An 18,946-nucleotide genomic window follows, 5' to 3' on the forward strand; every position below is an offset into this window, starting at 1 on the left:
AAATTATTGTGTGTAGGAGGACGTCGATGAATTCAAATCGAAATGGACTATTCAGAAGTAGCCTATTTTACATCGTGATGTTCTTGCTAGTAATGGGGGTTATTTATTTCTTTAGTGGAAATAGTACTCGCACGGAATCGCAAGAAATCCGATCTAGCCAATTCGTTCAAAATTTAAAGGACGATAAGATCAAGAACTTTTCGATTCAACCAAGTGGCGGAGTTTACAAAGTTACTGGTGAATATCGACAAGCTAAACAGGTAAAGGAACAAACTGGACTTCTCATTGGGGGAGCTACTCAAACCAAGGAAGTTACTAAATTTACTACTACTGTCTTAGAAAACAATTCCTCAGTAGCAGATATTACCAAAGCTGCACAAGCACGTAACGTTAAAATGGATGCCAAGGCTGAAGAATCTAGTGGCTTTTGGGTAAACTTATTAGTTTATGTCTTGCCATTAGTTATCTTCATCTGGTTCTTTTATATGATGATGGGACGTGCTGGTGGAGGCCAAGGTGGTGGCAATGGCCGTGTAATGAACTTTGGCAAATCAAAAGCCAAGCCTGCAGATAGCAAGCAAAACACGGTTAGATTCGCTGATGTTGCTGGTGAAGAAGAAGAAAAACAAGAACTTGTTGAAGTTGTTGAATTCTTGAAAGATCCACATAAATTCACTTCACTGGGCGCTAAGATCCCACATGGTGTTTTACTTGAGGGACCTCCTGGAACTGGTAAAACTTTATTAGCTAAAGCTGTTGCTGGTGAAGCTGGTGTTCCATTCTATTCAATTTCTGGTTCAGACTTTGTTGAAATGTTTGTTGGGGTCGGTGCTAGCCGTGTTCGTGATTTATTTGAACAAGCTAAAAAATCTGCTCCAGCTATTATCTTTATCGATGAAATCGATGCCGTTGGTCGTAAACGTGGTGTCGGCATGGGCGGAGGTAATGATGAACGTGAACAAACCCTTAACCAATTACTAGTTGAAATGGATGGATTTGGTGGTAACGAAGGTGTAATTGTCATTGCTGCTACTAACCGTTCAGACGTTCTTGATCCGGCCTTGACTCGTCCAGGACGTTTCGATCGTAAGATTCTTGTTGGCAGTCCGGATGTCAACGGTCGTGAAGCTATTCTTAAAGTTCATGCCAAGAACAAGCCAATCGGTCCAGATGTTGACTTAAATGAGATTGCTAAGCAGACGCCTGGATTTGTAGGTGCTGATTTAGCTAACTTGCTTAATGAGGCTGCTTTGCTTGCTGCTCGTCGCAACAAGAAAGAAATCGATGCATCTGATTTTGATGAAGCAGAAGATCGAGTAATTGCTGGACCAGCCAAACGTAATCGTGTTATTTCTGAACTTGAAAGAAAGACGGTTGCATATCATGAAGCAGGACATACAATCGTTGGTTTGGTTCTTAACGAAGCTCGTGTAGTTCACAAGGTAACCATCATTCCTCGTGGGCGCGCAGGCGGTTACGCTATTATGCTTCCTAGAGAAGACCAACAATTAATGTCTAAGAAAAATGCTCAAGAACAAATCGCCGGATTAATGGGTGGACGTGCTGCTGAAGAAATCATCTTTAATTCTGAATCTTCAGGAGCATCCAATGATTTTGAACAAGCAACTAATATTGCTAGAATCATGGTTACTCAATATGGTATGAGTGATAAGCTGGGCCGAGTTCAACTCGAAAACCCATCTCAAGAATCATATGGTCCAAGATATTCACAGCAAACAGCAGCCATTATCGATGATGAAGTTAAGCGATTCACTGATGAAGGACATGATGAAGCTGTTCGAATTATCCAGGAACACCGTGAGCAACATAAGTTGATTGCGGAGGCATTGCTTAAGTACGAAACCCTTGATGAAAAGCAAATCTTGTCACTGTACAACACGGGTAAGATGCCTGCTGAATCAGAATCAAGTGATTTTCCAAGCGAACGAGCAGCTACTTTTGAAGAAGCTAAACGTGAACTTGAACGTAAGGAAGCCGAAAGACAGGCTAACATTGAATCTGGCAAGGATGTTGATGATGATTCAAATGATCAATCTGATACTCCTAAACCAGATGATGTAAATCCTGATATTAATAATCAGGATCATCGTGACGATGATTAGTTAATTTGTTATTACAAAGTTGTCATTAAATAGTAAGTGGGATTGCAACAAAACGTTGGTTTTGCTGTAGTCCCGCTTTTATTTCTAAGAGGAGATTACAATGAAAGATTATTTAGTTAAAGCAATTACAAACGATGGTATGTTTAGAGCATACGCAATCACTAGTCAGCAAATGGTGTCTGATGCCCAAATCAAGCATGATACCTGGAGCGCATCATCTGCTGCTTTAGGAAGAACTATGATTGGTTCAGCTTTATTGGCATCATCAGTCGATAAAAACGGTGCTGCCTTAACAGTCAAAATCAATGGTGGTGGCCCAGTAGGTCAAATTTTGGTTGATGCAGATTCTAATGGTCATGTTAAGGGATACATTGGTGAGCCTCACGTTCACTTGCCATTGAATAAATTTCACAAAATCGACGTTTCTAAGGCTGTCGGAGTCAATGGTGGTTTGGAAGTTACTAAAATTTTGGAAAATGGTGATCCCTACACAAGCAGTGTTCCGCTGGCATCAGGTGAAATTGGCGATGATTTCACTTATTATATGGCCCAATCGGAACAAATCCCTTCCGCAGTTGGAGTTTCAGTGTTTGTGAATGACGATAATTCGATTGGTGCTGCTGGTGGTTACTTGGTTCAGGTGTTACCTGGTGCGAGTGATGAGGCAATTGATAATCTGACAAATAGAATCAAAGAATTACCAATGTTATCTGAACTGTTGTTACAAAATCAGTCTCCAGAAGATATCTTGAATCTGTTGTTTGGTGAAGGTAATCTAAAATTTTTAACCACTGAAAATGTTGAATTCTACTGTAATTGTTCTAAAGAGAAGTTTAGAAATGATTTGGTTGGTATTCCGGTTGACCAATTAAAAGAAATTTTGGATGAAGACGGTAAAATAGACGTCGTATGTAATTTCTGCCAATCAAAGTACCACTATGATAAAAGCGAATTAGAAGGGATTATTGCAGAAGCAGAGAGTCGAAATAGTAACTAACTTACTATTAAAAAGTTAAATTCTGTGATAACATTACTCACGGTATTTTTTAGATATAAATTATGCGTTTGAGGTGAAAATAATGGAATGGAAAATCGGTGACGTTACAATTCCTAATCAAGTTGTCGTTGCACCAATGGCTGGTGTAACTAATTCTGCATTCAGAATTATTTGTAAGGAATTTGGTGCGGGTTTAGTTGTTTGTGAAATGATTTCTGACCGTGGCATTATGTATAAAAACAAAAAGACTCTAGATATGATGTTTGTTGATCCCAATGAACATCCAATGAGTATTCAAATTTTTGGTGGTACTAAGGATACTTTAGTTGAAGCCGCTAAATTTGTTGATCAAAACACATCTGCAGATATCATTGACATCAATATGGGATGCCCAGTGAATAAAGTGGTTAAAACTGATGCTGGAGCACGGTGGTTGCTTGATCCAAACAAAGTTTACGAAATGGTTTCTTATGTAACTGATGCGGTTAAAAAGCCAGTTACTGTCAAAATGAGAACTGGTTGGGACGAAGATCATATTTTAGCAGTTGAAAATGCTTTAGCTGCTGAAAAAGCTGGTGCTTCTGCATTGGCCATGCATGGTCGTACACGTAAACAAATGTATACTGGTCATGCTGATTGGGAAATTTTAAAGCAAGTTGCCAATGAACTCACAATTCCATTTATGGGTAACGGAGACATTAGAACTCCTCAAGACGCTAAGAAAATGATTGAGTATGTTGGTGCAGATGCTGCAATGATGGGTAGAGCCGTTGAAGGTAACCCTTGGGTATTACGTCAGACACAACATTACCTTGAAACTGGTGAAATTTTACCAGAACCAACTGCTGAACAAAAAATTCAAACTGCTAAGGAACATCTACATCGCTTAGTTGAATTGAAAGGTGATTATGTTGGATCTCATGAGTTTAGAGGCCAATCTGGTTACTATTTAAAGGGAATCTCACATTCTGCTAGAACAAAAGTTGCTTTGAACAATGCTGATGGTGAAGAGGCAATGAATGCTATTTTTGACGAATTTTTGGAAAAAAACGCCAAACGAAATTCACAACATCAAGAAATCGCTCAATAATTAGCTAGATATGTGCTAGAATTGGAATGTTAATACGATTTAGGAGGTTTACAAGTGGCCAAAGATAAAGAAATGAATGATCAGTTGATCGTTCGTCGCCAAAAAATGAACGAATTACGTGAGGAAGGAATCGATCCATTCGGTCATCGATTCGAACGAACTGACCTTGCACAAGGACTCCATGATGAATTCGAAGATGCAGATAAAGATGAATTAAATGCTCTGGATAAGAAAGTTACCATTGCTGGTAGAATGATGTCTAAACGTGGTAAGGGTAAAGTTGGTTTTGCTGATTTAAGAGATAGAAGTGGCAAGATTCAAATTTACGTGCGAAAAGATATTGTTGGTGAAGATGTTTATCACATTTTCAAACGTTCAGACATTGGAGATCATTTAGGAATCACTGGTCAATTAATTAAGACCGATATGGGAGAACTAACTGTTCGAGCTGAATCAGTTACGTTCCTTTCTAAGGCACTTAGACCACTGCCTGATAAATTCCATGGTTTACAAAATCAAGAACAAAAGTATCGTCAACGATACCTGGATTTAATTGCTAATCCAGATAGTTTTGAACGATTCCAAAAACGTAGCAAGATCATCACTGCTATCAGAAGTTATTTAGATGGTAATGAGTTCTTAGAAGTGGAAACTCCAGTTTTGCATAACCAAGCTGGTGGTGCTAACGCTCGTCCATTTATTACTCATCACAATGCTTTGAACATTGATTTGTACTTACGAATCGCGCTTGAATTACATTTGAAGCGTTTGATCGTTGGTGGTATGGAACGAGTTTATGAAATTGGTAGAGTGTTCCGTAACGAAGGAATGGATACTAGACATAATCCTGAGTTTACGATGTTAGAGTCATATGCTGCTTACTTTGACTTTACTGACGTTATGAATGAAACAGAAGGAATCTTTAAGGCAGCTGCTTCAGCAGTTACTAAAGATCGAGTTGTTGAATATAAGGGCCACACTATTGATTTGAACAAAGAATTTACCAGATTGCACATGGTTGATGCGATTAAACAATACACTGGTATTGATTTCTGGAAAGAAATGAGTGTTGATGAAGCTAAGAAATTAGCAGATGACAACGGTATCCATTATGAAAAGTATTGGAAAGTTGGTCATATCATCAATGCGTTCTTTGAGGACTTAGTTCAACCAAAATTAGAACAACCAACATTTATTTATGGTCATCCAGTAGAGATTTCACCATTGGCTAAGAAAAATGCTGATGATCCAAGATTTACTGATCGATTCGAGTTGTACATTGTTACAAATGAATTTGCTAATGCGTTTACTGAACTTAATGACCCTATTGATCAACGTGAACGTTTTGAAGCTCAAGTTGCCGAACGTGAGGAAGGTAATGATGAAGCTGAAGGAATCGATGAAGACTATGTTGAAGCATTGGAATATGGTATGCCACCTACTGGTGGTCTTGGAATTGGAATCGATAGATTAGTTATGTTATTAACTGACGCTGATTCAATTCGTGATGTATTGTTGTTCCCAACAATGCGACCAGACGATGATTCGGCAACTGAATAACATTTAAAACGCTGCCGATGAGGCAGCGTTTTTTATTTACTTAAAATCAATTCGTTTTTATGCATTGACATTCTGCTTTAGAATCTGTATATTATTACTTGCGGTTTTAAAGCACAGAGCTTTGAAATCAAAAACAATTTTTCAAAAAGTCGTTGACAGATAAGCGGCTGGATGATATATTGTAATAGTTGTCAAAAGCAATGACATCAGTCGTTGGACGACATTGAATTACAAATGTAGACCTTTGAAAACTGAACAAAATTTTCGACAAACAAATGTGTAGGGTTCTTTGATCGTTAGATCAAAGACAAACAATTTGCGAAGTCAATTCGCTAGTAACAAAAAAATAATCATGAGCTTACAAGCTTATCATTTTAAAATGAGAGTTTGATCCTGGCTCAGGACGAACGCTGGCGGCGTGCCTAATACATGCAAGTCGAACGCGTCTACGTTAATGAAATCAATGTGCTTGCACGGCGATGGATTTAACATTAGACGAGTGGCGAACTGGTGAGTAACACGTGGGTAACCTGCCCTCAAGCAGGGGATAACACTTGGAAACAGGTGCTAATACCGTATAACAACAAAAACCGCATGGTTTTTGTTTGAAAGATGGTTTCGGCTATCACTTGAGGATGGACCCGCGGCGTATTAGCTAGTTGGTGAGGTAATGGCTCACCAAGGCAATGATACGTAGCCGACCTGAGAGGGTAATCGGCCACATTGGGACTGAGACACGGCCCAAACTCCTACGGGAGGCAGCAGTAGGGAATCTTCCACAATGGACGAAAGTCTGATGGAGCAACGCCGCGTGAGTGAAGAAGGGTTTCGGCTCGTAAAACTCTGTTGTTAAAGAAGAACAGGTGTAAGAGTAACTGTTTACACCGTGACGGTATTTAACCAGAAAGCCACGGCTAACTACGTGCCAGCAGCCGCGGTAATACGTAGGTGGCAAGCGTTGTCCGGATTTATTGGGCGTAAAGCGAGCGCAGGCGGTCTTTTAAGTCTGATGTGAAAGCCTTCGGCTTAACCGGAGAAGTGCATCGGAAACTGGGAGACTTGAGTGCAGAAGAGGACAGTGGAACTCCATGTGTAGCGGTGAAATGCGTAGATATATGGAAGAACACCAGTGGCGAAGGCGGCTGTCTGGTCTGTAACTGACGCTGAGGCTCGAAAGCATGGGTAGCGAACAGGATTAGATACCCTGGTAGTCCATGCCGTAAACGATGAGTGCTAAGTGTTGGAGGGTTTCCGCCCTTCAGTGCTGCAGCTAACGCATTAAGCACTCCGCCTGGGGAGTACGACCGCAAGGTTGAAACTCAAAGGAATTGACGGGGGCCCGCACAAGCGGTGGAGCATGTGGTTTAATTCGATGCTACGCGAAGAACCTTACCAGGTCTTGACATCTTCTGCTAACCCAAGAGATTGGGCGTTCCCTTCGGGGACGGAATGACAGGTGGTGCATGGTTGTCGTCAGCTCGTGTCGTGAGATGTTGGGTTAAGTCCCGCAACGAGCGCAACCCTTATTGTTAGTTGCCAGCATTTAGTTGGGCACTCTAGCAAGACTGCCGGTGACAAACCGGAGGAAGGTGGGGACGACGTCAAATCATCATGCCCCTTATGACCTGGGCTACACACGTGCTACAATGGACGGTACAACGAGTCGCGAAACCGCGAGGTCAAGCTAATCTCTTAAAGCCGTTCTCAGTTCGGATTGCAGGCTGCAACTCGCCTGCATGAAGTTGGAATCGCTAGTAATCGTGGATCAGCATGCCACGGTGAATACGTTCCCGGGCCTTGTACACACCGCCCGTCACACCATGAGAGTTTGTAACACCCAAAGTCGGTGAGGTAACCTTTTGGAGCCAGCCGCCTAAGGTGGGACAGATGATTAGGGTGAAGTCGTAACAAGGTAGCCGTAGGAGAACCTGCGGCTGGATCACCTCCTTTCTAAGGAATAATACGGAAACCTACACATCGTCGAAAGTTTTGTTTAGTTTTGAGAGGTCTACTCTCAAATTTTGTTCTTTGAAAACTAGATAATATTAATTTTCTGTAGTGAATTATATTTAGAATATAATTTCAACCGAGAACACCGCGTATTGAGTCAATAAAATTAACGAATAAGTTTAATCGCATAAACTCAATTAATCAGTATCACGAAGTGATACTAGGTTAAGTTATTAAGGGCGCATGGTGAATGCCTTGGCACTAGGAGCCGATGAAGGACGGGACTAACACCGATATGCTTCGGGGAGCTGTACGTAAGCTTTGATCCGGAGATTTCCGAATGGGGAAACCCAGCAGTTTTAATCGACTGTTACTGGTCAGTGAATACATAGCTGATCAGAGGTAGACGTGGGGAACTGAAACATCTAATTACCCACAGGAAGAGAAAGAAAAATCGATTCCCTAAGTAGCGGCGAGCGAACGGGGAACAGCCCAAACCAAAGAGCTTGCTCTTTGGGGTTGTAGGACTGAACATTTGAGTTACCAAAGTTGTTGATAATCGAACAATCTGGGAAGATTGGCGAAACAGGGTGATAGCCCCGTAGATGAAATCAATGACCCTCAGTTCAGGATCCTGAGTACGGCGACACACGTGAAACGTCGTCGGAATCCGGGAGGACCATCTCCCAAGGCTAAATACTCCCTAGTGACCGATAGTGAACCAGTACCGTGAGGGAAAGGTGAAAAGCACCCCGGAAGGGGAGTGAAATAGTTCCTGAAACCATGTGCCTACAAGCAGTTAGAGCCCGTTAATGGGTGATAGCGTGCCTTTTGTAGAATGAACCGGCGAGTTACGGTAACATGCAAGGTTAAGGTGAAAAGCCGGAGCCGCAGCGAAAGCGAGTCTGAAATGGGCGTTTAAGTATGTTGCTGTAGACCCGAAACCAGGTGATCTACCCATGTCCAGGCTGAAGGTGAGGTAAAACTTACTGGAGGGCCGAACCCGTGTACGTTGAAAAGTGCTGGGATGAGGTGTGGGTAGCGGTGAAATTCCAAACGAACTTGGAGATAGCTGGTTCTCTCCGAAATAGCTTTAGGGCTAGCCTCGGACTTAGAATCATGGAGGTAGAGCACTGTTTGGACGAGGGGCCCGTCATGGGTTACTGAGTTCAGATAAACTCCGAATACCATTGATTTATATCCGGGAGTCAGACGGTGAGTGATAAGATCCATCGTCGAAAGGGGAACAGCCCAGACCACCAGTTAAGGTCCCTAAATGTATGCTAAGTGGAAAAGGATGTGGAGTTGCATAGACAACTAGGATGTTGGCTTAGAAGCAGCCACTCATTTAAAGAGTGCGTAATAGCTCACTAGTCGAGTGATTCCGCGCCGAAAATTTACCGGGGCTAAGCATACTACCGAGACTGTGGACATGACCATTCGGTCATGTGATAGGAGAGCGTTCTAAGGGCAATGAAGTCAGACCGTAAGGACTGGTGGAGCGCTTAGAAGTGAGAATGCCGGTATGAGTAGCGAAAGATCAGTGAGAATCTGATCCACCGAATGACTAAGGTTTCCTGGGGAAGGCTCGTCCTCCCAGGGTTAGTCGGGACCTAAGCCGAGGCCGAGAGGCGTAGGCGATGGATAACAGGTTGAGATTCCTGTACTAGTTGATTATGTTTGAGCGATGGAGGGACGCAGGAGGCTAAGTTGTGCGCACGATTGGAAATGTGCGTTCAAGCTATGAGTCAGTTGAGGAGTCAAATGCTTCTCAGCGGGTTGACAAGTAGTGATGAGGACCGAAATTTAAGTAGGGAAGCAACTGACGTCACACTGCCGAGAAAAGCTTCTAGTGAGTAATCAACTACCCGTACCGCAAACCGACACAGGTAGTCGAGGAGAGAATCCTAAGGTGAGCGAGTGAACTCTCGTTAAGGAACTCGGCAAAATGACCCCGTAACTTCGGGAGAAGGGGTGCTGACCGCAAGGTCAGCCGCAGTGAAAAGGCCCAGGCGACTGTTTATCAAAAACACAGGTTTCTGCAAAATCGTAAGATGACGTATAGGGGCTGACGCCTGCCCGGTGCTGGAAGGTTAAGTGGATGAGTTAGCTTCGGCGAAGCCCAGAAATGAAGCCCCAGTAAACGGCGGCCGTAACTATAACGGTCCTAAGGTAGCGAAATTCCTTGTCGGGTAAGTTCCGACCCGCACGAAAGGCGTAACGATCTGGGCACTGTCTCAACGAGAGACTCGGTGAAATTAAGATACCTGTGAAGAAGCAGGTTACCCGCGACAGGACGGAAAGACCCCATGGAGCTTTACTGTAGCTTGATATTGGGTGTTGACACAGCTTGTACAGGATAGGTAGGAGCCGATGAAGTCGGAACGCTAGTTTCGACAGAGGCGTTGGTGGGATACTACCCTCGCTGTGTGAACACTCTAACCCGCGCCACTTAGCGTGGCGGGAGACAGTGTCAGGTGGGCAGTTTGACTGGGGCGGTCGCCTCCCAAACAGTAACGGAGGCGCCCAAAGGTTCCCTCAGAATGGTTGGAAATCATTCATAGAGTGTAAAGGCAGAAGGGAGCTTGACTGCGAGACAGACAGGTCGAGCAGGGACGAAAGTCGGGCTTAGTGATCCGGTGGTACCGTATGGAAGGGCCATCGCTCAACGGATAAAAGCTACCCTGGGGATAACAGGCTTATCTCCCCCAAGAGTCCACATCGACGGGGAGGTTTGGCACCTCGATGTCGGCTCATCGCATCCTGGGGCTGTAGTCGGTCCCAAGGGTTGGGCTGTTCGCCCATTAAAGCGGTACGCGAGCTGGGTTCAGAACGTCGTGAGACAGTTCGGTCCCTATCCGTCGCGGGCGTAGGAAATTTGAGAGGAGCTGTCCTTAGTACGAGAGGACCGGGATGGACATACCGCTGGTGTACCAGTTGTGCCGCCAGGCGCATCGCTGGGTAGCTATGTATGGATGAGATAAACGCTGAAAGCATCTAAGTGTGAAACTCGCCTCAAGATGAGATTTCCCATTCCTATATGGAAGTAAGACCCCTCAGAGATGATGAGGTAGATAGGTTGGAAGTGGAAGTGCAGTGATGTACGGAGCGGACCAATACTAATCGGTCGAGGACTTAACCAAAAAATGGTGGTAAGTACCGGTACAGAAAATTAATATTAGCTAGTTTTGAGAGAACAAAGTTCTCTAAGTAACATAGTGTGGTGGCGATAGCCTGAAGGATACACCTGTTCCCATGCCGAACACAGAAGTTAAGCTTCAGCACGCCGAGAGTAGTTGGGGGATCGCCCCCTGCGAGGGTAGGACGTTGCCACACGATTATTCCGGCATAGCTCAGTTGGTAGAGCACCTGACTGTTAATCAGGTTGTCGACGGTTCGAGCCCGCCTGCCGGAGTCACTGAAGTGCTAACGAAAGTTAGCATTTTTATGTATAATCAACGTTTTTGGTTGAATTACATGCCGGCTTAGCTCAGCTGGTAGAGCATCGGTATCGTAAACCGAGGGTCACAGGTTCAAGTCCTGCAGCCGGCAGCAAATTAAGATATAAGATAAAAAGCACTAACGACAGTCAGTCGTTAGTGCTTTTTTAGTTATTCTCGTGTGAAAAATGATCTCAATTCATCGAAAAAAATAGAATTTATGAATATCAATTTTTTTCAGAATGGTAACCAGTAAGGGTGTATAATTGGTATATATCATTTATAACAATTGGTACTTACCTCTAAACGCCGTCGTACTGGCAAAAAATAAACATTTTTTCATTGCGGTATACATTACTATGTGGTAACCTATATAGGTAGATAAGGTAATGATTAAAAATAAGGGGATTTAAATTATGAAAAATGTAATGCTATTATGTGAAAACGGAATTTCAAGTAACTTTTTAGAAAGATCTGCTAAGAGATTTATGGAGATCACAGACGCCCAATTCAATTTAGTATCTGCTGATATTACTTCAGCTGACAAATTATTAAGCTCTGGCGTTGACTTGGTTTTAATTGCACCACAAGTTACTTATAGAGATGAAGAATTAGAAATAATAGGGGATCGAGCACCAGTTATGGTTATTCCTGATGATGTGTATGGCTGGGCTAATGGTGAACGTTTGGTTAAGTTCATCAATCAAAATCTTGCAACTGAAGTACAAGCAGTTTAACAATGAATAAGGACGACATCATTAAAGTAGCAATGATGATGCTAACTAAGGCTGGAAATGCCAAAAATGAGCTTAATCAAGCCTTAGATGAGCTAGCTAATGATATTGTTGATGGGGATGAAGCAATTAGACATATGCAAACAGCTCATGAGTTCATTGTTGAAGCTCATAAACTCCAAAATTCCATCATTAAGTTTGAACCTGATGTAAGTTACTCGATGTTATTGACGCATGCACAGGACACCTTAATGAATGTTGAGACAATCGAATTTATAACTAAGAAAATAACTAAAATTCAAATTCATGATTAAATCGTGCCATATATCACCATTTAATCGTGAATTTTTTATTATAGTTAAATAGGACTTCATTAGATAATCATTGGAAAATGATTAAGTAATGCCCACAATCTTATTGAATTTACTCAGTAACAGGAATATAATTATCAAATGATTTACTTCTTAATTATATTAAAGTAGTAAATGAATTTTTTAATTACATATCTAACGAAGACGTTGGATAAATTTTGGAGGGTATCACACATGCAACAACAAGATCAAACCGATCAAGAACGGCAAGCAGATGCTTCCTTCTTCGGTCAACCAAGAGGTCTTTCCACACTCTTCTTCACTGAAATGTGGGAACGTTTCTCTTACTATGGAATGCGTGCAATCTTACTTTACTACATCTACTTTAGCGTCAGTAAGGGTGGATTAGGTTTTCCACAGTCTACAGCTGCCTCGATTATGGCAATCTATGGTTCATTGGTGTACTTAACATCAGTTATCGGTGGATTTGTTAGTGATAGAATTTGGGGAAGTCGTAAAACGGTGTTCTATGGTGGTGTTCTGATTATGCTTGGGCATATCGCACTATCATTACCAATGGGTGCCGTGGCACTGTTTGCCTCAATTGTGTTGATCACAATCGGTACTGGTTTCTTAAAGCCTAACGTATCTGAAATGGTTGGTGGATTATACACTGAAGAAGATCAACGTCGTGATTCTGGATTTACGATCTTTGTATTCGGAATTAATCTTGGTTCATTTGTTTCCCCAATCTTAGTTGGTCAAATTGGGATGAAAGTTAACTTCCATCTTGGATTCTCATTGGCTGCGATTGGTATGTTCTTCGGATTGCTTCAATACTACTTAGGTGGTAAGAAACACTTGCCAAGTGGTAGTCTTTATCCAAGCGATCCATTAGAACCTGACGATGCTAAAAAACTCGGTGTTCGAGTTGGTATTGGTGTAGTTGTTTTTGCGCTTATCCTACTATTATTAGGTTTCATGGGTGTTCTTAATGTTGATAATTTCATTACATTATTAAGTATTATTGCAATCATTACGCCGGTAGTTTACTTCATCATGATGATTTCTAGTAAGAAAGTTACTACTACCGAAAGATCACGAGTTATCGCTTATATCCCATTGTTCTTAGCAGCTGCTATCTTCTGGGCCATTGAAGAACAAGGATCTGTTGTTTTAGCTTTATTCGCACAAAATCAAACTAACAACAATTTAGGATTCTTCAATATTCCTGCCGCGTGGTATCAGTCTTTAAACCCATTGTTTATCATGCTATACACACCATTGTTTGCATGGCTATGGACTAGATTAGGGAAGAAACAACCTAGTTCTCCAGGTAAATTCTCACTTGGAATGCTTTTTGCCGGTCTATCATACTTGTTCATGGTTATTCCAGTAGCACTATTTGGAACATCCGCTAAGGTAAGTCCATTATGGTTACTTGGTAGTTGGATGATCATTGAAATTGCGGAATTGTTAATTTCTCCAATTGGTCTATCAGTTACTACCAAACTTGCTCCTAAATCATTTGAATCACAAATGATGAGTATGTGGTTCTTAGCTGATTCCGCTGGACAAGCAGTTAACTCACAGATCGTTAGATTATATACGCCAGGTAATGAAATTCGTTACTTCACTATCATTGGTATCGTGGCAATCGTTGCCGGTATCGTTCTATTCTTCTTGCTTAAACCAATTAAGCGATTAATGGAAGGCGTTAATTAAAACATTTAAAAAGTGTTATCCTTACAGGGTAATACTTTTTTTATTTGGAGATAATAATGGTAAAAATTGCAGTGACTAGTGACAATCATTTTGATTTAAATAACGTCGACGTGAACGATATCATAGATCAACAACATCAAATGTTGTCTGAACTTGGGATTCAATATTATTTGATTGCTGGTGACCTGTTTAACGATTTTCAATTAAGCGTGAAGTATGTTCAGCAGCTGCAGGAGACGATGCCAGAGATTAAGGTACTATTTGTTGCTGGCAATCATGACATGGTTAAAAACGTTTCGTATGAGCAATTAGAGCAGGGAGAGTGGCCAGGTTACCTTAATAATCGATATATCGATGTTCCTGACTCTGATGTTAGAATTATTGGTTTAAATGGTTGGTATGATTATTCATTTGCCACAAATGAAGATAAAACCAGTCAGCAATTTCTAACTTGGAAAAACACCTACTGGATCGATCGACTGATTACTCAGCCAATGACAGATGAAAAACGCGAAGACATTGTTTTACAGCAACTTCAGAGGCAATTAGAGCTAGCTAAGGATAATAAGAAGAAAGTTGTTTTGATGACGCATTTTGTTCCCAACGTCAAATTTATTCGTTATTCCGATGATTTTAGATTTTGGAATATGGCAAACGCAATGCTCGGCAGCACTAGAGTCGGGCAATTGATCGATAAGTACAAAGTTCCAGCCGTCGTATTTGGACACATTCATAATCGTCTCGAGCCGGTTAAATATGGGGCGACAACGTATTACAATGGGGCAGTTGGATATCATCGAAAACGCCATAATGAGTGGCAATCGGATGACTTTATAACAGAATGGCAGATGCAATTGAAAAAATTTGAGCTTTTTTAGTCTGGAAGGGTTGACGAAATCGCTAGAATTCGATATTATTATATTCGTTGCTTTGGTAGTACGCAGCAAGGTTTCGGAGGGGTAGCGAAGTCTGGCTAAACGCGGCGGACTGTAAATCCGCTCCTTCGGGTTCGGTGGTTCGAATCCACTCCCCTCCATTTATTATTGGGCTATAGCCAAGTGGTAAGGCAACGGGTTTTGATCCCGTGATGCGCTGGTTCGAACCCAGCTAGCCCAATTAATAACGTCGATCCTCATTGAGAGTCAGCGTTTTTATTTTTTGTCTTATTGCGTCGTAACCCTTTAAATTTAGGGTTGACGACATAGTCAAAATTTTGTATTATTATATGCGTTGGTTTAGTCAATTAAACCATTTCGGAGGGGTAGCGAAGTCTGGCTAAACGCGGCGGACTGTAAATCCGCTCCTTCGGGTTCGGTGGTTCGAATCCACTCCCCTCCATTTATTATTGGGCTATAGCCAAGTGGTAAGGCAACGGGTTTTGATCCCGTGATGCGCTGGTTCGAACCCAGCTAGCCCAACTATTAACGTCGAATCTCATTCTTGAGATCGACGTTTTTTTATTGCAAATATTTATAAGTTCAGCTAAAGTTAAATTATAACGATTGGTATAGACATATACTGTAGGAGGAACTAAATAATGAAAATCGGTTTTATTGGAGTAGGTGCGATGGCTCGCGCAATTATTGATGGATTGCTAAAGACAAATGTCGTTGCTCCCGGGGATATTTTAATTCACGCAAATCATCCGGATCGCTATGAACCTTATGCAAAAGAAAATGGTTTGGTGGCTTGTGCTACTAATTCAGAGTTAACTAGCAAAAGTGATGTTGTGGTGATAGGAGTTGTTCCTGCGGTTGTCCAACCAGTTTTACAAGAAATTTCCGATAGCCTAACTAACACTCAACCAATCATCTCAATGGCGTCCGGTATCACTATTAATCGTCTTGAGGAATTGACTGACAAATCACAACCAATTCTGAGAATCTTGCCCAATGTTAATTCCGCTTATAAAGCTGGAATGACGGCAGTAGCTTCCAATGAATTTCTTAAGGGAGAAACCTTAGATGATTTATTAAAAATAATGCGGGCTATTGGTGAAGTACTCGAATTACCTGAAAGTCAATTTGCTAATTTTAGTGCGATTTCCGGTAGTGCGGTAGCGTACATTGATTTCTTCATTGATGCATTAAGTCGTGCTGGGGTAAAGTATGGATTTGATAAGGCCACTGCAACTAAAATTGCCGCTCAAACAACTCTTGGTTCAGCTCAAGCTTTGATTGAATCTGGTGAGACACCAGCGGAAATCATTGATAAGGTTTGTTCTCCGGGAGGGGATACTATTGCGGGTATCCTGGCAATGGAACAGGCTGGCTTACTAAATGCCGTTGTTAAGGGAATCGATGCCACAATTGAAAAGTCGACAGGTAACAATTAATGACTAATGTAATTGTGAATGCCCGAATCATAGATGGACAATCTGATATTGAATCTGGTTACTTACGTTTTGATGAGCGTATACTTGCATCAGGTCCTATGAAAAAGTTTGTGGCAGCGGATGACGATCAAATTATTGATTATCACGGTAAAATTGTTATTCCCGGTTTTATCGACATGCACTGTCATGCGGGGTATGGCATCGATTCTATGACTGGTTCAACTGAAGAATTGACTAAGTTAGCCTCACAATTAGCTCAAGAGGGTGTTACCGGCGTTTTATTGACGACCATGACCCAGAGTGACCAAGCGATTTCTAAAGCCTTAGAATCGATTGCTGTCGCTTCTAACCAGGCAACTAACATTCTTGGAATCCATTTAGAAGGACCCTTCGTATCTAAAGCCTTCCATGGCGCCCAACCAGCTGATGAAGTAAAAGATTTTGATTTAGAATTAATGAAAAGTTGGCAGGAAATTGCTGGTGACCATATCAAGGCAATTACATATGCTCCTGAGTTACCCAATGCTCGTGAGTTAGAACGGTATTGTGAGGAGCATGCTATTTTAAGGTCAATGGGTCATTCTCAGGCAACTTATGATCAGGCCAACAGTGCCAATGCAGATCGCATTACTCACCTATATAATGCTCAATCACCACTACATCATCGAAATGTTGGTTTGGTAGGTGAAGCATTTTTGAACCCATCTTTGATGGCTGAACTAATTGTGGATGGTGTGCATGTGTCTCCTGCAGCCGTTAAAATCGCTTATCAAGCAGTCGGCACAGATCGTCTGGAATTGGTAACTGATTCAATGGAGGCTCGTGGAATGCCTGATGGTGATTATCAATTGGGAGGTCAAAAAGTAATCGTCTCAAATGGCGCTGCTAGGTTGGAAGACGGAACACTCGCCGGTTCAGTACTTAAATTTAAAGATGCATTCAAGAATGTTGTTGAATTTACAAATTGCTCATTATTAGATGCAGTTAAGATGAGTTCGACCAATCAGGCCAGAGAACTCGGGTTAACGGATCAAGGTAATTTTAACCAAGATTCATATGCGAATATCAATATATTTGACAATGACCTAGACCTTCGGCAAACTTATTATCGAGGAACACCACTAAATAGACGTTAAAGGAGTTGGTAGCATGGGCTTACCAATTTATATTAAAATTCATAACGAAATTAAGAGAAATGTTGAGGCTGGTAGATGGAAGGTCGGAGATCGCATTCCATCAGAACGTGAACTCTCAACTGATTTTGGAGTTAGTCGAATGACTCTTAGACAGGCTATTCAAACTTTAGTTGACGAGGGAATTCTTGAACGACGAGTTGGTTCTGGTACATTTGTAGCTAGCCAAAAAGTTCAGGAAAGAATGGCTGGAGTCACGGGCTTTACTGATTTGATGTTAGCTCAGGGAAAGAAACCATCTAGTAAGACGATTTCATATCACACAATGGAACCTTCACTATCTGAAATGGAAAAATTGGGTATTAGTGAAAATGACCTAGTTTTGCGAATGGAACGAATTCGCTACGGGGATGATGTTCCGATTTGTTTTGAAGTGGCCACAGTCCCTGAAAGCATCATTGAAGGATTGGATAAGGCTGAAGTGACTAGCTCTTTGTACCGTTCACTTGAGCAAAAGAAGGGACTAAGTTTAGGCAAGGCTAAACAAACTGTTTCGGCTATGCTGGCTTCTGAACGAATTGCTGAGTTTCTCGATATCAAACGTGGTGATCCGATTTTAAGATTGCGACAAACAACTAATCTTCAAAATGGTCAACCATTCGAATACGTGCGGACACAGTATGTTGGTGAACGTTTTGAATTCTATTTAGAAAAAGAATAATACCAAACAAAAAAGCACGGGAATATTCCCGTGCTTTTTATTTACGATGCTGTTGTCGTTGTTTGAAAACTTTGTTCAAGTAAGATGGCAAAATCATTAGCCGCTTGAACCGGCTGGGTTCTTTTAATGCGCGATACAACCATTCTAGCTTTAAGTCTTGCCAGATTTTGGGGGCTCTCTTAACGTTGCCTGTCAGAACGTCAAATGAACCGCCAATCCCCATAAATAGAGCCTCAGATTTATTGATATTTCGATTAATGAACTCTTCTTGCTTAGGGGAGCCAGTGGCAACGAAGACCATATCCGGCGAAGATAACCTGATTTTTTCACTGATGATGCTTTCATCTTTATAGTATCCATCCTGAGTGCCACTGATTATCAAACCGGGATATTGTTTAGCTACTACCCGTTGTAAGTCCCTGATAACGTTGGGCTTAGCGCCAATAAAAAAGGCAGATTTATGATTAGTTGATCCCCATTCAAGCAACTTTGTAAAAACATCATAACCAGCAACGCGCTCCTTAAGAGGCTGAGATATGATTCTAGATGCTAATATGACACCGATACCATCTGGTACGATGTAATCAGCCTGCTTGATAAGATCGTTAAATTGAGAATGCGATTGAGCGTACATAACTATTTCTGGATTAGCGGTAACCACGAAGGTGCGTCGGTGTTCATTGATTCGGTTAGTTATTATGTCCATGAAATTTTCTAGGGTCGTATTATCGAAATTTACGCCTAAAATATTCACGTCGTTCGTAGGCTGATTCATAAGAAATTCCTTTCACAGCAAATTAATGAAGATTAATTGTCGCTTGATAAAA

General features: G+C 41.7%; 12 protein-coding genes, 6 tRNA genes and 3 rRNA genes. 20 read left to right on the forward strand and 1 reads right to left on the reverse strand.

Translation table 11 applies throughout. The features are described from left to right. Window positions 1–26 precede the first annotated feature (26 nt). The 20 genes from ftsH to O0236_RS03545 all read left to right on the forward strand — a co-directional run bounded on the left by ftsH (window position 27) and on the right by O0236_RS03545 (window position 18,119). Window positions 27–2,123: an ATP-dependent zinc metalloprotease FtsH gene (gene ftsH, locus O0236_RS03450; protein WP_268913867.1), complete on the forward strand. Its 2,097-nt coding sequence runs from the start codon at window positions 27–29 to the stop codon at window positions 2,121–2,123. Window positions 2,124–2,223: 100 nt separating this feature from the next. Next, window positions 2,224–3,120 carry an Hsp33 family molecular chaperone HslO gene (gene hslO, locus O0236_RS03455; RefSeq protein ID WP_268913866.1) on the forward strand — a complete coding sequence of 299 codons (897 nt, stop codon included), beginning with the start codon at window positions 2,224–2,226 and terminating at the stop codon, window positions 3,118–3,120. 82 nt (window positions 3,121–3,202) lie between these two features. Next, on the forward strand, window positions 3,203–4,210 hold the full coding sequence (gene dusB / locus O0236_RS03460) for a tRNA dihydrouridine synthase DusB (RefSeq protein WP_268913865.1): 1,008 nt from the start codon (window positions 3,203–3,205) through the stop codon (window positions 4,208–4,210). A gap of 54 nt (window positions 4,211–4,264) precedes the next feature. Then, complete coding sequence (gene lysS / locus O0236_RS03465) at window positions 4,265–5,770, forward strand: lysine--tRNA ligase (RefSeq protein WP_268913864.1); 1,506 nt, start codon at window positions 4,265–4,267, stop codon at window positions 5,768–5,770. 375 nt (window positions 5,771–6,145) lie between these two features. Then, window positions 6,146–7,720, forward strand: a 16S ribosomal RNA gene (locus O0236_RS03470). A gap of 223 nt (window positions 7,721–7,943) precedes the next feature. Further along, window positions 7,944–10,863, forward strand: a 23S ribosomal RNA gene (locus tag O0236_RS03475). 76 nt (window positions 10,864–10,939) lie between these two features. Further along, a 5S ribosomal RNA gene (gene rrf / locus O0236_RS03480) occupies window positions 10,940–11,056 on the forward strand. Together the 16S, 23S and 5S rRNA genes with 2 tRNA genes alongside form the textbook arrangement of a ribosomal RNA operon. Window positions 11,057–11,062: 6 nt before the next feature. Continuing rightward, window positions 11,063–11,135: transfer RNA gene (locus O0236_RS03485), tRNA-Asn, on the forward strand. A gap of 64 nt (window positions 11,136–11,199) precedes the next feature. Beyond that, window positions 11,200–11,272: transfer RNA gene (locus tag O0236_RS03490), tRNA-Thr, on the forward strand. A gap of 304 nt (window positions 11,273–11,576) precedes the next feature. After that, complete coding sequence (locus O0236_RS03495) at window positions 11,577–11,897, forward strand: PTS sugar transporter subunit IIB (protein ID WP_268912742.1); 321 nt, start codon at window positions 11,577–11,579, stop codon at window positions 11,895–11,897. Window positions 11,898–11,899: 2 nt separating this feature from the next. Then, window positions 11,900–12,208 (forward strand): PTS lactose/cellobiose transporter subunit IIA, encoded by a 309-nt coding sequence (locus O0236_RS03500; protein ID WP_268912743.1) that lies wholly within the window; start codon window positions 11,900–11,902, stop codon window positions 12,206–12,208. A 231-nt stretch (window positions 12,209–12,439) separates the two neighbouring features. Beyond that, the gene (locus tag O0236_RS03505) at window positions 12,440–13,930 is read left to right on the forward strand and encodes a peptide MFS transporter (RefSeq protein ID WP_268912744.1); all 1,491 of its coding nucleotides are present in this window, start codon (window positions 12,440–12,442) and stop codon (window positions 13,928–13,930) included. 56 nt (window positions 13,931–13,986) lie between these two features. After that, a complete protein-coding gene (locus tag O0236_RS03510) occupies window positions 13,987–14,808 on the forward strand; it encodes a metallophosphoesterase (protein ID WP_268912745.1) in 822 nt (273 codons plus the stop codon). Window positions 14,809–14,883: 75 nt separating this feature from the next. After that, window positions 14,884–14,966, forward strand: a tRNA-Tyr gene (locus O0236_RS03515). Window positions 14,967–14,974: 8 nt separating this feature from the next. Next, window positions 14,975–15,046, forward strand: a tRNA-Gln gene (locus O0236_RS03520). A gap of 139 nt (window positions 15,047–15,185) precedes the next feature. After that, window positions 15,186–15,268: transfer RNA gene (locus O0236_RS03525), tRNA-Tyr, on the forward strand. 8 nt (window positions 15,269–15,276) lie between these two features. Continuing rightward, window positions 15,277–15,348, forward strand: a tRNA-Gln gene (locus O0236_RS03530). 119 nt (window positions 15,349–15,467) lie between these two features. Further along, window positions 15,468–16,265, forward strand: coding sequence for a pyrroline-5-carboxylate reductase (gene proC, locus O0236_RS03535; protein WP_268912746.1), 798 nt, complete (start codon window positions 15,468–15,470; stop codon window positions 16,263–16,265). Next, complete coding sequence (gene nagA, locus O0236_RS03540; protein ID WP_268912747.1) at window positions 16,265–17,401, forward strand: N-acetylglucosamine-6-phosphate deacetylase; 1,137 nt, start codon at window positions 16,265–16,267, stop codon at window positions 17,399–17,401. Before proC ends, nagA begins: the two co-directional genes overlap by 1 nt. A 13-nt stretch (window positions 17,402–17,414) precedes the next feature. Then, window positions 17,415–18,119 (forward strand): GntR family transcriptional regulator, encoded by a 705-nt coding sequence (locus tag O0236_RS03545; protein ID WP_268912748.1) that lies wholly within the window; start codon window positions 17,415–17,417, stop codon window positions 18,117–18,119. Window positions 18,120–18,156: 37 nt separating this feature from the next. Here O0236_RS03545 and O0236_RS03550 read toward each other — a convergent pair whose 3' ends face one another. Then, complete coding sequence (locus O0236_RS03550; RefSeq protein WP_268912749.1) at window positions 18,157–18,894, reverse strand: WecB/TagA/CpsF family glycosyltransferase; 738 nt, start codon at window positions 18,892–18,894, stop codon at window positions 18,157–18,159. Window positions 18,895–18,946 lie beyond the last annotated feature (52 nt).

It is taken from the genome of Lentilactobacillus sp. SPB1-3 (genome assembly GCF_026913205.2).
Classification (GTDB): Bacteria; Bacillota; Bacilli; order Lactobacillales; family Lactobacillaceae; genus Lentilactobacillus; species Lentilactobacillus terminaliae.

Excerpts from the sequence above, each read along its gene's own strand:
- ftsH (WP_268913867.1), top strand. The coding sequence starts at position 27 with ATGAATTCAAATCGAAATGGACTATTCAGAAGTAGCCTATTTTACATC.
- hslO (WP_268913866.1), top strand. The coding sequence starts at position 2,224 with ATGAAAGATTATTTAGTTAAAGCAATTACAAACGATGGTATGTTTAGA.
- dusB (WP_268913865.1), top strand. The coding sequence starts at position 3,203 with ATGGAATGGAAAATCGGTGACGTTACAATTCCTAATCAAGTTGTCGTT.
- O0236_RS03495 (WP_268912742.1), top strand. The coding sequence starts at position 11,577 with ATGAAAAATGTAATGCTATTATGTGAAAACGGAATTTCAAGTAACTTT.
- O0236_RS03500 (WP_268912743.1), top strand. The coding sequence starts at position 11,900 with ATGAATAAGGACGACATCATTAAAGTAGCAATGATGATGCTAACTAAG.
- O0236_RS03505 (WP_268912744.1), top strand. The coding sequence starts at position 12,440 with ATGCAACAACAAGATCAAACCGATCAAGAACGGCAAGCAGATGCTTCC.
- O0236_RS03510 (WP_268912745.1), top strand. The coding sequence starts at position 13,987 with ATGGTAAAAATTGCAGTGACTAGTGACAATCATTTTGATTTAAATAAC.
- proC (WP_268912746.1), top strand. The coding sequence starts at position 15,468 with ATGAAAATCGGTTTTATTGGAGTAGGTGCGATGGCTCGCGCAATTATT.
- nagA (WP_268912747.1), top strand. The coding sequence starts at position 16,265 with ATGACTAATGTAATTGTGAATGCCCGAATCATAGATGGACAATCTGAT.
- O0236_RS03545 (WP_268912748.1), top strand. The coding sequence starts at position 17,415 with ATGGGCTTACCAATTTATATTAAAATTCATAACGAAATTAAGAGAAAT.
- O0236_RS03550 (WP_268912749.1), bottom strand. The coding sequence starts at position 18,894 with ATGAATCAGCCTACGAACGACGTGAATATTTTAGGCGTAAATTTCGAT.